Consider the following 12,644-nt stretch of genomic DNA (forward strand, 5'->3'; position numbering starts at 1 on the left):
TTTCCCCGCCGTAATACCCTTTTTTGTAAGTATATTGATTGAGCGGTGTCCCCCACATTTACAGATCGGCGCATTTGGAGGGCAAATACAGTCTTTATTCATAGTTCGCAGGAAATTCTTTACAATTCTGTCCTCTATTGAATGAAAACTGATAATACCGAGCCGTCCCCCCGGCTCGATAAGCCTTAACGCCGCCTCAAGGATCGATGGAAGCCGTGAAAGCTCTCCGTTTGTAGCAATACGCAAAGCCTGGAATGTTTTAGTAGCCGGATGTACCGGTCCGTGCCTGTAAGAAGCCGGAACCGCCCTTGCTACCAGATTAGCAAGAGCCGAAGTTGTCGTTATTGTCGATTTTTGCCTTTCATTAACGATTAACGAGGCAATTCTGCGTGAATAACGCTCATCGGCGTTATTGTAGAGCAAATCCGCCAATTCCCTCTCCGGAAGACGTGCCAAAAGTTCAGCCGCCGTAATTCCCGTAGAAGTATCAATGCGCATATCAAGATATTCATCTTTTTCAAAGGTAAAACCCTTGCCGCTTTTCTTGTAATGATAAAAACTTACGCCTAAATCAAAGAAAATCGTATCGGGTCTCTTAAATTGGGACGGATAATCCGTTAAAAAGTCAAACGACCAACCGCAATGGAAATAAATGCGGTCTGCGAAGGGCTGTAATCGTTGTTTTGCAATTTCAAGAATTTCTTTATCAGCGTCTATGGCGATTAACTTTAAGTCGGAGTATTTTGACATCATTGAATAACTGTGACCGCCCTCGCCTGTATTGCAGTCGATAAGGAGTTCGTTACTTCCCCTAGGACCAAGCAATTCGAGAACTTCATTTAGCATAACGGGCGTGTGAACATATTCTGTCATTCTTTATTTCCGCCTCCGCTGTTTTTTAATTTACTTGCAATCTCTTCGGATGCGGAAACAAAATCATCTTTGCTTTCAGAATAATATTTGCGATATGTGTCTTTGTCCCAAATTTCAATATAGTCCCACGCCCCAATAACCAAGCAGTCTTTTGTTAATCCTGCTTCTTCACGATAGTTTTGAGGAATAGGTATTCTTCCGGCTTTGTCGATTTCTACATCCTTTGAATTAAAAAAACGGCGGCGGAAAGCGCGATCTTTCTCGGATAAAATATCAGTATTTTTATTGTACTTTGCTGACATTTCATTATAAATGGTCGTAGGAAAAAGCCACAAACATTTTTCTTTTTCATAATCACATGGTTTGATGGTAAGTTCAGCTTCGCTTAAAATTTTGCGTAACGCTGCGGGAAGACTTATTCTTCCTTTTTCATCAAGAGTAACTTCAAATTGTCCCTTAAAGTTATATCCCACTTTTTCCTACTTTCTCCCACTTAATCCCATTTGTTTACCATTTTATAGGAATTTTATCATTCGTCAACCACTATTCATAATATTTTTTCAAAAAAATGAAAGATTTTTGTCGATTTAACTATACATGTATGTAGTACAAGGCAAAAAACGCTAAATTTGCGTATTTTATGGCGTTTTTTGGCGTTTTATCGTATTATTAAGCATGCATATTAGTGAATATTTTCTAGTTTTTCCCGAAGGAGATGTCCAGGAAGTACAGGGGCGACTACCTTTTAACTCTCTTGTAGACATGAACGGCAATGTACTCAGCCTGCCCCTTCCGACAAACAAGATGATTGTTTTTAAGGTTGCGGGAATTAAGACCGAAGAAAGAACAGGCGTAAGTGAAACTTATCATTTTTTAGATTTGCTTAGCGCCGAGGAATTACTTGAGTACACAAAAGACAATAGGTACTAATAACGAAAGCTCTCTGCACCGCTCTTTAAAATTCCAATACGCGGGTTCCGGCGGAAAAACCGAGGTTGAAGTAGGCAGTTTTGTCGCCGACGGCATAAGAAAAGACGGCGAATATATCGAGGTTCAAACGGGGAGTTTTGGACCGCTTAAAAAAAAGATAAAAGAGTTTGCCGCCGTCGGCAAAGTGCGTATTATTCACCCCATAGCGGTAACAAAAACGATTGAAGTCCGCGCCAAAGACGGAAAATTGCTATACCGCAGAAAAAGTCCCATACACGGAACTCCTTGGGACATTTTTGACGCTCTCCTATACGCTCCCGAATTGCCTCTTATCAAAGGCGTAACCATAGAAATCGCTATGGTAGACATTACCGAAAAGCGAGTAAAAGACGGCAAGGGAGCGTGGCGACGCAAGGGAATCAGCATTAAGGACAAAGAGCTCTCGGCTTTTCACGAGAGTATCCTTTTGGCAAAACCAAAGGATTATCTGCGTTTTATTCCTTTCAAGAAAACGGAAGAATTTACCGTTTCGTCCCATGCCGAGAAGTCGGGTATAAAAAGCCATGTGTCTAGAAAGGCGTTATATACGCTGACTAAGATGAATTTGATTAAAAAAGTCGGGAAAAAGGGGAACGCTTGGGTTTATGTAAGAAGATAAAATCTCAAGTTTTTCGCAACAATTCCATTGGTTTTAGTTTTCCTGCCCTGCGCGCGGGTATCCATGAGGCGAGTACGGAACAGAAAATAGCGAAAAACCAGATAATAAACACTGTTCCCCAGTCGATTATTATGGGGATTGTTTCAAGGTAAAAACCGGGATCCAGTATTTTTACCTCACCTCCGTGAAAAATACCGGAAATAAAAGTTAAGAATTTTTCCAAAGAGCGAATTAATATATTGATGTTGCTGCCTATCAACAGCCCGAATGTAATACCGATAACGCCGCCTATAAATCCTGTAAGGAAACTTCCCCAAAGGAAAATATCGGTAATGCCTTTTATGCTTGAGCCTGATATTTTTAAAATTGCTATATCTTTTTGACGTTCTATAACCAACATGCTTGTAGCGGAAGAAACATTAACCGCGGCTACAATTACTATCAATGTCATAATAAACAATAAAAGTTGTCTGGTAGTTTGATAAGAACTGTACTGAGATCGTAATAGCTCTTGCCAAGTATAAATGCTGTAATTACTTGCCAATTTTGAGTTTAATTCCCACGCGATTATATCGGCTTTTTTATACGGATCGTCAATTTTAATAATATAATTTGTCGAAGGTTCCTGTGAAAAAACACGCTTAGCTCCTTCCAAACTGATTATGCACCATAATGCGTCAAGCTCGTTATATCCGCATGATATTACCCCAGAAACTGTAAAAGAAGCGGTTTTTGGAGTTACTCTGCCGGTTTCTGTCTGAGTAATAGTCATAAGACGCACAGTATCGCCTATTTTTACATTTATATTATTTGCCAGAGTTTCACCTAACACAATTTCCCTGTCTGACTGCGGTTTGCTTTTGCCGTCTATTATTTTTAATAATGCGGCGCTTGCAGGATCGTCCCAAAACGAAGTTTCAATCGCACGTACAGAAACGCCTGTTTTTCCTTTTTTACCCGCTAAAACGCCCATTCCGCGCTGTTCCGCCCATACTCCCCTTATGCCGTCTATTTCGCCTATTCCCTTTGTTGTTTTCTCAAAACCTTCGTAATTATTATAATCTAAAACCTGCAGATGCCCCGTCCCAAGCTCAAGATACCTGTCCGTAATGCCCCTTATCATTCCATCAGCGACAATTAATGTTACAATGATAGGAACAAGACTGACGGCTATTCCCGCCGCCGCTCCGCGCAAGTAGCGCACTCCTTCTTTGGCTCTGCCCCATACATATCTTATTGCTATAAAAAATGACACTTGCTTTTTCAAATTTCTTCCTCTGATAATTGACCGTTTACCAATGTAAATCTTACAGACGCCCTTTGCGCCACTTTTTTATCATGCGTAACTACAATTAAGGTTTTTTTTCTTTTTTGCGCGCTTTCATACAACAATTCCGCCGCAATTTCGCTGTTTTGCGGATCTAAATTTCCGGTTGGTTCGTCAGCGAGAATCAGCACGGGATCGTTTACCATGGAACGCGCTACCGCTACCCTTTGACGTTCCCCGCCTGAAAGTTGTGATGGAAAATGCCCGCTTCTATCTTCCAATTTAACGTCAGCTAACAACTGTCTTGCCCTGTCAATCGCTTCTTTTTTACTTACTCCGGCGATGTAAGCGGGAAGCATAATATTTTCCAACGCCGTAAAATCTTTTAAAAGATAATGAAACTGAAAAACAAAACCCGTTTGCGTGGAGCGATATACGGAAATTTCTTTTTCCGAGAGCGATGTAATATCCGTGCCATTTAAAAATACGCTTCCCTCATCGGCTTTATCAAGACCGCCTATGATATTTAAGAGCGTACTTTTGCCGCTTCCGCTTTGCCCGCTTATTGCTACGGATTTACCTTCTTCAATTTCAAAATTAATGCCTTTCAGGATATGAAGCGTCTCGGTTCCTGAAACATAATTTTTTACGATGTTTGTTACTTTAAGTAAAACATTTTCATGCGTATCATTCATAACGCAATACCTCCGCCGGTTGTATATTAGATACTTTTCTTGACGCAAACCAAGCCGCCGCAAGAGCGGATAAAAGCCCAAACATAAATATAAGCGTTACTTCAAAAGGAAGAAGCCGCGAAGGTATTTCTTTTATGTAAAATACCGCGGGGGAAAACACGGCAAAATTTCCCGCTGTTCCCGCTCCAAGCGAACCTGCCAATATATTTATAATATTTATAAACAAATTTATAATACCTTCTACTAATGTAAAAAAGCCTGACATATTTAAAGCTATCATCAATCCAAAAAACAAACCTATAGACGCGCCTGTAAGCCCTATGATAGCTCCGTCAAGAACAAATACAAAACGCACCGCCATTCGCGAACCGCCTACGGCGCGTAATAAGCCAATTTCCTCCCGTCTTTGTAAAACCGATCTTCTTTGCGCCTGAAAAATATTTAACCCCACAACAATAAAAATAAGCCCGACAAGTATAAACATAAACAGTTTTTCCGTTCTAAGAGCGCCAAAAAAAGAACGGTTATAATCGCGCCAACTGGTTATTTTTATATCTTTATAAGCTGATAATCTTCTTTTTGCCTGTTCCAAAATTGTTTTATCCGAAAAACGGTTCGCGAGTTTTACTCCCAATATTAAATCACATTCGTTTTGTATGAATGAATTACTTTCTATGTTAATAAAAGCCCAACTACAGTCATATTCATAATATCCTGTTCTGAATATTCCCGTAACTTCTCCGTTTAAACTGCTTCCGGCTTCCTGAGATAAAATGCCTGTCAGCGAAAAAAGCGTTATCTCGTCTCCTACAGAAAGACCCAATCTGTAAGCAAGTTCGGAACCCAACAATATATTTTTGTTATTTGAAAGATCAAAACTGCCGTCTTCAAAATCAAGTTTACTGTTCATTGCTTTATCTATTTCCAGAGTGTTTTCGCCAAGCCCTCTTATCAATACGGCTTGCTGATTTAAGCGTTTTCCCTTTGCTATAGCCTGATATTCCTTAAAAGGAACCGCCGCTTTTACTCCGGGAATCCCAAGCATAATTTCCTGTATTTCCTTAATATTTTTTTGATCAAAAGACTCTACGCGCAAATGAAACGATGAAACCTCTAAAATACTTTCTATAAAACCTAATTGGAACCCGTTCATAACGGCGATAATCACTATCAGGGCAAGCACTCCTACAGCTATTCCCAAGACAGCCAAAACGGGAGAACTGCTTCGTCCCTTAAAAATATAACGCGATGCTACAAATAATACCCATGACTTTTTCAATTTCTTACCCTAGTTTCAGATATTTTTCTTCCGTCTTCCCAAACGGCGCGAAGGACTACGGCATTGTTCATATAAAGCTCCTCAATTTCCGTATCTCCTTCTATTAAAACAACCCTTTCCAAAACGCCGTTTTTAAAATTTTTCTCCTGAGTCATCTCTCCGTCTCTATTATATCCGTATTCAGCCGATAAGATTGTTTCTCCTTCTGTCTTTACCGTGGATACAATACGATTATCTTTCCATGTATTTTGTATTGTCCATATTAATTTATTTTCTTCATCATAAAGAGTTTGCCCTAAAATCCTGCCTTTGTCATCTATATTAAAATTCATTTTATAGCCGTCGCTGACGGATATATTTCCAAAGAAATCAGGATATAAATTAATTCTTTCGTTAAGCATGATTCCTGATTTTATGGAATCCATAATACGACGAGGGAAAGATACCGTAGCGGGAGTAAGAGATATTTCATCTTTAAAAATACGCTCTATATTTCTTAAAGAAAAAGAACGGTTGTAACGGTAATAATCCGTGTAAGTCTCTTTAAAATTATTATCATTTTTAAGTGAGATAGAATACTCGGCAGTTACTAAAAGATTATCTTTTAACGCATATTCCGTCTTTTCTACTTTTCCGTCCTCATAAAATTTATATTCCGACGTTAAAAAGTAATTTTCGTCAAATATCTCTATAAATCCTTTTCTGTTTTTTACATCTTTTTCTATAACTATTTTTTCTTCGCCGTTTTCCTGTTCTTCTTCGTCTTTTTCTTGCGCTACTTCAGTTTCTTCTTCCGTAATTTTTTGCGCCGTTTGCTCAGTTTCAATTTCCGGTTCAGGCTCAAAAAGAACGGCATTAAGTCTTGTATTGGCGTTTTCGTCCTTGAATATCCACTGTGTCCTTGTTTGTTCGCCGTTTTTATACAAAATACGGACTTCTGCATAATAACTTTCATTAAAATAGGGTAAAAGATATTCGGGTATTTCTTCATCTGACACATAGTTTATTGCTAACGCGTATTGGTAACGCAACGCTTTAAAACGCGAGCTTATTTCCTCTAATGCCATACCTGCGGAGTTTGAACGGAACCAACGCGCGGGTTTTATCCAGTTGTTTTTATCAAAATCTTTATTTAAATCAACTATTAATTCTTTTTCTTCGGGATCTACAACAGGCAATACCTCCTCTATTTCTTTAGTTAAGGCAATAATTGCCGTAAAGAATAATAAAACGAGAAAAACAATAAGTATTATTTTTTTATTCGATACCCGCAAATTCCCTCGCAAATTTATGAGGATCAAATAATTCTATATCCCCGTATTTTTCGCCTGTGCATATATACGCTACAGGCAGTTTTAATTCCGACGCCAAAGAAAAGACTACTCCGCCTTTTGCAGTGGAATCGTATTTTGTCAATATTACCCCGTTAAGCGCAACCGCGTCGTGAAATATTTCCGCCTGAGCGAAGGCGTTTCTTCCCGTAGTCGCGTCCAGCACAAGGTATTTAAGATAATTCGCGCCACCCGCTTTTGTCTCCACTACTCTGTCAATTTTGCGTAATTCTTCAACTAACGCCGATTTTGTATGCATTCTTCCGGCAGTATCAGCGATAACTACATCTGCCCCGCCCGACTGCGCGGCTTCCAGCGCGTCATAAACTACCGCCGCAGGGTCTCCGCCTTGTTTATGAGCCACTACCCGCGTATTTAGTTTTTCCCCGTGTATTTTTAATTGATCAATCGCGGCGGCTCTGAACGTATCCGCCGCGGCGAGTATGGTTTTTTTATTTAACTTTGTATTGTAAAGGTTGGAAAGTTTTGCGGCGGTAGTTGTTTTGCCTACTCCGTTTACGCCAAGGAGCAAAATAGCCGTTAGTTTTTCCGCAATATCAGCGGTAACAACCGGCGCTTTTTTTAATTCATCTTCCAGTAATTGAGCCAATTTATCGGGTAACGCGACAGAGTTGTCTTTTTTATAATACTCTTTTAATTGTTCTACTGTTTTATACGCCTGTGAAGCTCCAAAATCGCCTTCTATTAATAAATCGCAAAGATCTTCGAATAGTTCTTCATTAATTGCAGGTTTTCCGCTAAAAAAATTCTTTATCTTTTCGCTGAATTTCATTTAGACCTGCCGGTATTTACAATAGGCGTCGAATCTCTGCCCGAAACATAGATATAAGTAATCATGCGTATAATTCCATATAAAGAGGTAACTCCAAAGGCAATTAAGGCTCCTGATTGAAATCTATTCCAATTATCTCTGCTATCATAAAGATCTTGAGTTGCAGTTTTTCTACTCATAGTAATAGCGTTTTGCGCGCCCATAAACGAATAATAACCAACCCATGCGGCAATACCTGAAAGCCATTGACTGCCCCACGCCCAGTAATACCCTCTGCGCGCTTTGTCCACCGCGCCTTTTTTATTCGGTTGGGATAGTTTAAATGATATTGTTTGGTTGTAATCAATAGAATCTTTTGATTTAAAAACTGCCGAGCCTCTCTTTCCGTTGTCCGCTTCTATTTCAATATATTCAAAACTATTTGCGGGAACTCTGAGAGTTAACGGCGATTCCCCGACATACAATGAGCCATGATATACATGACCTTCTGTCTTACTTGAAATATCTGTATTCACATACTTTATGGGGTTAAGTCTAATATTAATTTGCGTAAGCTGTCCGGAAACAAGCTCTGTCTCCAGAACAATGCTTTCATGTTCCGGCGCTGACGCATCTAATGTTATTTTTCCGGGAGGATATTCCGTTAACTTGGTTTCACCTTTACCGGCAAATGATTGATTAATTAATATTAATGTTGTTTCAGGTTCAGTATTTATCGCCACAGCAGAAGGAGCGTTTCCAGAAAGTATTATCATTAATTTTCGCGTAATTTCATCAATAGTAGCGTTAATATCGGTATACGAAAAAATATAATTTTCTTCCCAAACAAAGGAGCGTGTATAAATGGTATAAAGTTTCAGCGTTAAAGAATATCTGCCGTAAAAATCCGTAATTTGTCCCGCTAAAAAGGCATCTACTTTTTGGGCGGAGCAAAACCTTCTTTCACCGCCCTTTGACGGAGGCTCCGGAAAGGCAAGATCAATATTGCCGGAAAGTAATTTAAAAACAGGCTCTTTATTTATAAGCGGAGCGTTTTTATCAATTTCATCAAGATTTTCTCTTATTTTTTTTATATCAACATCTATTTTTTTTACGCTCTGATTATATTTCCAGTTGGCTTCTCCCTGATAAATAAGTTTTGATCTTTCTTCCATCTTTGTAGAAAGAGTTTTTGCCGCAGTTGAGCGATCGCGCTCCCATGCATACGCTTCGTAATAAGCGTATTCAGGCGATATGCGCGTACGATAATTTATTGAGCTTAATCGATCTGTCAATTCTCTTGATATTACACCTGAAATATTTGTTTTATCAACAGGAAGAGAACTTGAGTCAAATTTTGTTAAGCATAAATACCATTCGTCATTTTGCGTTTTAACTTCAGTTTCATCGGTCTTACCCTTTGCGAATAACGACGTTGTTAAAATGAGAAAAATTAAAAATAAAAAACAACGCTCTCTTTTCAATTCATCTCTCCATTACGCCATGAAAATCTTAAATACTCCTCGATAAATGGGTCAATATCGCCGTCCATTACAGCTTGGATATTTCCCTTTTCAACTTTTGTGCGGTAATCTTTTACCATTGTATACGGCTGAAACACATAGGATCTTATCTGATGTCCCCATGAAATATCCTTTTTCTCCTGCGAATATTTTTCGTTTTCTTTTTCCTTCTCATCTTTGTAGTACTCGTAAAGCCGCGCTTTAAGCATACTCATGGCAATAGCGCGGTTTTTTATCTGACTGCGCTCGTTCTGGCAGGCGACAACTATTCCCGTAGGCAAATGTGTAAAACGAACCGCGCTGTCCGTCTTGTTTACATGCTGCCCACCTGCGCCTCCTGAGCGGTAGGTGTCTACACGCAAATCTTCGGGTTTTATGTCTACTTCGATTGTATCATCTATAACGGGAAATAGGTAAACGGAGGCGAAAGAGGTATGCCTGCGGGCGTTTGCGTCAAATGGGCTGATTCTTACAAGCCTGTGTATCCCCGACTCTCCTTTCAAAAAACCATAGGCATAGTCGCCATCTATGCGGCAGGTGGCGGACTTTAGCCCACCTTCGGCTTCTTGTTGGTCAACTTCTTCAACTGTAAAGCCCTTTTGCTCCGCCCAGCGAAGGTACATGCGGTAGAGCATTTGCGTCCAATCACAGGCTTCAGTCCCGCCCGCACCCGAATGAACGGTAAGAAAGCAGTGGTTTTTGTCCATTTCGCCCGTCATAAGTTCAAACATATTCTGTTTTTCATAGCGGGCGTTTAAGTCTTTGATTGTTTTTTCCAGCCCTGAACTTTCGCTTTCGTCTTTTGCCTCAGTAGCCAATTCAAAAAGGGTTTGCAAATCGGTAACTTCATCTCGCAGGGCTTTCCACGGCTCGTATCTGTTTTTAAGACTTTTTAGGGAAGCCATTGTTTTTTCGACTGTTTCCTGGTCGTTCCAAAAGCCCGGCTCGGCGGTTTTTGCCTCGACTTCGGCTATACGTTGGGCAAAAGAAGCGTCTTCAAAGACGCCTCCAAGTTTCGTTTATTTTTTTATTTAAATCGGCAATGGGCGCGCCCAATTCGGTAAGTAGCACTGTAATCTCCTGCCTTAATTTTATTGGAAATTGATTATTATTTCAACCACGAACCACACGAACCAAGTCGAACCACGACGAGATATGGAGTAAAAGTTCGTGTTGTTCGTGTGGTTTGTGGTAGAATTCTTCCTCAATACAATGCTATTCTTACCATATATGGACAAATTAATCATCAAGGGAGCACGTGAGCATAACTTAAAAAACATCGATCTTGAACTTCCCCGAGACAAACTTATCGTTATTTCAGGGCTGTCGGGGTCGGGCAAAAGCTCTCTGGCGTTTGACACAATTTTCGCCGAGGGGCAAAGGCGGTATGTGGAAAGCCTGTCAGCCTACGCAAGGCAATTTTTGGGGCGCATGGACAAGCCCGACTTGGACTATATCGAAGGGCTTTCCCCGGCAATTTCTATCGAGCAAAAAACCACGCACCGCAACCCGCGTTCCACTGTCGGCACTGTAACTGAAATTTACGATTACTACCGCCTGCTTTATGCCAGAATCGGCGTACCTCACTGCCCTGTCTGCGGAAAGGAAATCCGAGAACAGCCTGTGGACTCCATAATCGAGACAATTTTGCAATTTAAGGAAGGGGCGAAAATACAACTGCTCGCTCCCGTTATTCGAGGGAAAAAAGGTGAACATCAAAAAATAGTAGAGGACGCGCGCAAGGCGGGTTTCGCCAGGGCAAGAATAGACGGAGTTCCCGTAAACTTGGACGAAAATATAAAGTTGGACAAGCAAAAAAAACATACGATAGAAATTATCGTTGACCGTCTTGTAATTGGAAAAGAGATACGCTCTAGGTTAGCGGAGTCAGTAGAAACCGCCTTGCAAACGGCGGACGGTCTTATGCTGGCATTGGTAAATGAGGACGGGAAAAATACGGAACATTTTTTCTCGCAGAAAAATTCATGCCCCGACTGCGGAGTGTCTATCCCTGAATTACAGCCTAGACTTTTTTCGTTTAACAACCCCTTTGGAGCGTGTCCCGGCTGTACAGGGCTTGGCGCGAAACTGGAATTTGATCCCGACCTTGTAATACCCGACCGTTCGCTTTCCTTTAACGAAGGCGGCGTTATTCCATACAACCCGGACAGCGCATGGAACCGCAGCAGGTTTCAAAGCCTTGCCAAACATTACAACTTTAGCCTTGATACGCCGTTTAACAAATTGCCAAAAAAAATAACAAACGCTATTCTTTACGGCAGCGACGAAGATATAAAAGTCCGTTATGTGAACCGCGAAAAAACAGGGCATTTTGAATACCAGTCAAAATTTCCCGGTATTCTGGAAGAGCTTAAACGCCGTTATCTTGAAACCCAGTCGCAGGGTATAAAAGACTGGCTTGAAAAATTTATGAGCCAAAAACCCTGCGAAGACTGCGGCGGCAAAAGGTTAAAACCAGAATCGTTAGCTGTAACTGTAGCCGGAAAAAATATTTGGGAACTGTCCCAACTTTCCGTAACGGACTCTCTTAAATTTTTTGAAACAATCAAATTAAACAAAAACGAAACTAAAATCGCGCATCAAATAATGAAGGAAATTAACGCCCGCCTTGGGTTTATGCAAAATGTCGGTCTTGACTATCTCAGCCTTGAGCGTAAAGCCGCCACTCTCTCAGGCGGTGAAGCCCAACGTATAAGGCTTGCGACTCAGATAGGCTCAAGTCTTGTTGGTGTTCTTTACATTTTAGACGAGCCTTCCATTGGGCTTCACCAAAGAGACAACCAACGCCTGATAGACACTCTGCTCTATCTGCGAGACCTTGGCAACACGCTGATTGTTGTAGAGCATGACGAGCAAACCTTACGCACTGCGGATCATATCGTAGATTTAGGACCGGGAGCGGGCGTACACGGGGGACGCGTAGTCGCGCAGGGAACTCCTGATGACGTAATGAAAGTTAAGGAAAGCCTTACAGGGCGGTATTTAGCAGGTGAATTAAAAATTGACATTCCAAAAAAACGGCGAGAAGATAACGGCGTATTTATCAAATTAAAGGGCGTAAGCGAACATAACCTAAAAAATATTAACGTGGAAATTCCGCTTGGGATTTTTACCTGTATTACGGGTGTTTCAGGCTCTGGAAAATCCACCCTGCTTTCAGACGTACTCTACCCCGCTCTAGCCAATAAAGTTTACGGCTCAAATCATGCCGAAGGCGCTTACAAAAGACTGGACGGCGCGGAATATATCGACAAAGTAATTGATATTGATCAAAGTCCGATAGGCAGAACGCCGC

At 40.8% G+C, this 12,644-nt stretch carries 12 protein-coding genes; 3 read left to right on the top strand and 9 right to left on the bottom strand.

What is annotated here, in order from left to right; genetic code table 11:
- Both rsmH and mraZ read right to left on the bottom strand, forming a co-directional pair.
- The coding region (gene rsmH, locus ACYVTD_RS06315) for a 16S rRNA (cytosine(1402)-N(4))-methyltransferase RsmH (protein ID WP_461246941.1) at positions 1 to 873 on the bottom strand (873 nt) is incomplete at its 3' end.
- Complete coding sequence (gene mraZ, locus ACYVTD_RS06320; protein ID WP_461246942.1) at positions 870 to 1,346, bottom strand: division/cell wall cluster transcriptional repressor MraZ; 477 nt, start codon at positions 1,344 to 1,346, stop codon at positions 870 to 872. The genes mraZ and rsmH, both read right to left, overlap by 4 nt.
- Positions 1,347 to 1,548: 202 nt before the next feature.
- On the opposite strand from mraZ, the gene ACYVTD_RS06325 reads away from it, so the two are divergent.
- A complete protein-coding gene (locus ACYVTD_RS06325; protein ID WP_461246943.1) occupies positions 1,549 to 1,803 on the top strand; it encodes a hypothetical protein in 255 nt (84 codons plus the stop codon).
- Positions 1,775 to 2,461 (top strand): hypothetical protein, encoded by a 687-nt coding sequence (locus ACYVTD_RS06330; protein ID WP_461246944.1) that lies wholly within the window; start codon positions 1,775 to 1,777, stop codon positions 2,459 to 2,461. The genes ACYVTD_RS06325 and ACYVTD_RS06330 overlap by 29 nt, the downstream gene beginning before the upstream one ends.
- 4 nt (positions 2,462 to 2,465) lie before the next feature.
- Here the strand turns inward: ACYVTD_RS06330 and ACYVTD_RS06335 are convergent, their stop codons facing one another.
- The 7 genes from ACYVTD_RS06335 to prfB form a co-directional block, all read right to left on the bottom strand.
- A complete protein-coding gene (locus ACYVTD_RS06335; RefSeq protein WP_461246945.1) occupies positions 2,466 to 3,728 on the bottom strand; it encodes an ABC transporter permease in 1,263 nt (420 codons plus the stop codon).
- Positions 3,725 to 4,423, bottom strand: coding sequence for an ABC transporter ATP-binding protein (locus ACYVTD_RS06340; RefSeq protein WP_461246946.1), 699 nt, complete (start codon positions 4,421 to 4,423; stop codon positions 3,725 to 3,727). Before ACYVTD_RS06340 ends, ACYVTD_RS06335 begins: the two co-directional genes overlap by 4 nt.
- Positions 4,416 to 5,702 carry an ABC transporter permease gene (locus ACYVTD_RS06345; protein ID WP_461246947.1) on the bottom strand — a complete coding sequence of 429 codons (1,287 nt, stop codon included), beginning with the start codon at positions 5,700 to 5,702 and terminating at the stop codon, positions 4,416 to 4,418. The genes ACYVTD_RS06340 and ACYVTD_RS06345 overlap by 8 nt, the downstream gene beginning before the upstream one ends.
- Complete coding sequence (locus tag ACYVTD_RS06350) at positions 5,699 to 6,880, bottom strand: hypothetical protein (protein ID WP_461246948.1); 1,182 nt, start codon at positions 6,878 to 6,880, stop codon at positions 5,699 to 5,701. The genes ACYVTD_RS06345 and ACYVTD_RS06350 overlap by 4 nt, the downstream gene beginning before the upstream one ends.
- Before the next feature lie 79 nt (positions 6,881 to 6,959).
- Positions 6,960 to 7,826 carry a signal recognition particle-docking protein FtsY gene (gene ftsY, locus ACYVTD_RS06355; RefSeq protein WP_461246949.1) on the bottom strand — a complete coding sequence of 289 codons (867 nt, stop codon included), beginning with the start codon at positions 7,824 to 7,826 and terminating at the stop codon, positions 6,960 to 6,962.
- Positions 7,823 to 9,289 carry a hypothetical protein gene (locus ACYVTD_RS06360; protein WP_461246950.1) on the bottom strand — a complete coding sequence of 489 codons (1,467 nt, stop codon included), beginning with the start codon at positions 9,287 to 9,289 and terminating at the stop codon, positions 7,823 to 7,825. The genes ftsY and ACYVTD_RS06360 overlap by 4 nt, the downstream gene beginning before the upstream one ends.
- A protein-coding gene (gene prfB, locus ACYVTD_RS06365) for a peptide chain release factor 2 (RefSeq protein WP_461246951.1) occupies positions 9,286 to 10,399 on the bottom strand; the annotation gives its coding sequence in 2 pieces (ribosomal slippage) (positions 9,286 to 10,326 and positions 10,328 to 10,399; 1,113 coding nt in all). Before prfB ends, ACYVTD_RS06360 begins: the two co-directional genes overlap by 4 nt.
- A gap of 159 nt (positions 10,400 to 10,558) precedes the next feature.
- Between prfB and uvrA the strand changes: the two genes are divergently transcribed.
- A partial coding sequence (gene uvrA / locus ACYVTD_RS06370; RefSeq protein ID WP_461246952.1) for an excinuclease ABC subunit UvrA occupies positions 10,559 to 12,644 on the top strand: 2,086 nt, incomplete at its 3' end.

Source organism: Treponema sp. R6D11 (assembly GCF_054786075.1).

Excerpts from the sequence above, each read along its gene's own strand:
- ACYVTD_RS06325 (WP_461246943.1), top strand. The coding sequence starts at position 1,549 with ATGCATATTAGTGAATATTTTCTAGTTTTTCCCGAAGGAGATGTCCAG.
- ftsY (WP_461246949.1), bottom strand. The coding sequence starts at position 7,826 with ATGAAATTCAGCGAAAAGATAAAGAATTTTTTTAGCGGAAAACCTGCA.
- ACYVTD_RS06340 (WP_461246946.1), bottom strand. The coding sequence starts at position 4,423 with ATGAATGATACGCATGAAAATGTTTTACTTAAAGTAACAAACATCGTA.